The sequence below is a fragment of the Plantibacter lichenum genome (assembly GCF_050587525.1).
In the GTDB taxonomy this organism is placed as follows: domain Bacteria; phylum Actinomycetota; class Actinomycetes; order Actinomycetales; family Microbacteriaceae; genus Plantibacter.
In genome coordinates this window covers 1-2,239 of record NZ_JBOBFT010000024.1, presented here as the reverse complement: position 1 = coordinate 2,239, position 2,239 = coordinate 1, and the positions used below count along the sequence as shown (strand labels likewise).

At 66.9% G+C, this 2,239-nt stretch carries 1 protein-coding gene; it reads right to left on the bottom strand.

Features of this window, described 5'->3' with window-relative positions; all coding sequences use genetic code 11:
* Positions 1 to 163: 163 nt before the first annotated feature.
* Positions 164 to 2,239 (bottom strand): fibronectin type III domain-containing protein (locus tag ACQ3HB_RS20505; protein ID WP_430922696.1); only part of this gene is annotated, 2,076 nt, incomplete at its 5' end.

The window sequence follows — 2,239 nt, the reverse complement described above, 5'->3', positions numbered from 1 at the left end:
ATCACTCGAGGACGCGGACTCGATGGTGCTATACGACGTGCCGCAGAGCGGGTTTATTGACGGCCCACCGAACCAGCCACGGAACCGGTGACCGGGAACGCACGAAACAGCCCCGCCTGAACCCACCCGAAGGTGAGCCCAGACGGGGCTGAGAGGTGTCGTGCTAGGTGAGCGTGGCGAGGAAGTTGTCGAAGGTGGGCTTTGTCGCGCCAGGCGAGTCGGCTCGCACGCCGACCTTCACCGCATTCGACAGTGTCGTATCGGTATCCGTGACCGACATCGCCAGCGAACCGTTGATCAGGGCTTCGAAGAGTTGACCCTTCGCTCGGAAAGCAAGCTGGTCCCCGTCGCTCACCCAAAGACCGTCCTGCCCTTTCAGCGAGACGGTCGTCCCGGACAGGAGCCGGTAGATCAACAGGTTCCCCGTCGCGAGGTTGACCCGAGCGCTGTAGAAGTTAGACCCGTCCGCCGCCCGGAGGATCAGCCCCACCGTCGTTGCCGTGCCACGGCCGATGTTCGCTGACACCTGATGATCTGGCGACGGCATGCTCGTCGCGTGCAGCAGCGCACCGGGAGTCCCGGAGACGGCCGCGCGGGTGAGCTTGTTCGACACGATCGCGAACGTGTGCGGTGCCACCCAGGACGCTCCGAGGTCGAGCGAGTCGGCCCGGTTGAAGTCGTCCGAGATGCTGAACGGTGCCGCCGGCGTCGAGGTCGCGGTGGCCGAGTAAACGCCGCTGCCGTACGCGTTCCGTGCCGAGACCCGGAAGTTGTACGCAGTGCCGTTCGTCAGCCCCGTCACCACAGCTGTGCGAGCCGTTGAGGCGGTGTGCGCCCACGTCGACCAGACCGCGTCCGTCGCGACCTTGTACTGGATCGTGTAGTCGAGGATCGCTGAGCCACCGTCCGCGGGCAGCGCCCATGCGAGGGACGCCTGCGTGTTCCCCGGTGTCGCCGTCAGCCCAGTGACCTGGACCGGTGGTGTCGGTGCGGATCCGTTGACGGTCGCCCAGCCGAGCTCCACCATGCGATCGCCGACGAGCTTGCCGACGATCTGCCTCGTCGCGATCTGGAAGTGCAGACCGTCCGTGAGCAGCGACCGCGGCACACGCTGCGCGGCAATGTCAGCGACGTCGTCCGTGGTCGGGGTGATCCCAGCGTCTTCCAACCCGTACGCGATGAGGTACGGGCGGTAGTCGACGAACCGGCGCCCGTACGCGGCGAACAGCGCGGCGTTGACCGCGATGGTCTTCGCGTACTGGTCGGTGCCGGTGCCCTCGGAGGTTCCGTTGTGCACGCCGACGATCAGGAACCGCTTGTTCGCGGCCTCCATGAACACGACCATCGCGGCGACACCAGCCAGGACCTCAGTCACACAGTCAGCGACAGACTGGGTGGCGATCGACTGGGCCACGTTGTTGCGGCCAGCCATGATCACGTGGATGTCCTCGCGCCGGTCGATGCCGAAGTCGAGATAGAACGACGCAGGCCGTGTCACCGACACGACGGCCCCCGCGCTCGTGCGGGTGAACGTGTAGAAGTCGTCTGGCTGATGCGACGTCGAAGCGCCCGACGGCTGTGTGAGCGTCAGGGTGCCGTGGATGTCGCCGGAGCGGGTGTGGAGGTAGCCGACGAACGTTTTCCCGAGCGTCGGGTTTCCGTTGGTCTGCAGCAGCGGGTACTGCACGTCACCGGTCGGTGTCGTGCACGTGACAGTGACACCGCCGCTGGCTGGAATTGCCCCGCCGGCGGGGAGCATCTGGTACGGCGCACCGCCCTGGCGGGCACCGATCCCGGACGTCTTCTCGCCGCCGACCGCATTCGTGCGGACCGTGCGGTTGAGGTAGACGCCGAGGAACCCTGCCGGGTTCTGCGCGGTGCTACCGCCCTGAGCGCTGAGGCTGTCGCCGTTCCAGACGATCTCCGGGCCGGAGATGTCCTCGACGGGGTTGAGCACCAGGTACTCGTCGACGGCGGTGACCGCGAGCGCGGGCATGGACGCGGCGACCAGTTCGGCGTCGGCTTTCGCTTCGTCTGCACCCTCACGGGCGAGCTCCGCATCCACCTTGTTCTGGACAGCCAACGACGCCGACGACGCAGCATCCAGCACGAGCGGGGCCACCTGCTCCTGAACCTGTGCCCCCACGGCGGTCGCAGCAGCCGCAGGGAGACCCGTGGAGACACCAACAGCGACGTCACGGGCATCCGATGCATCCGCCAGGATCTCGGCCGCAGACGG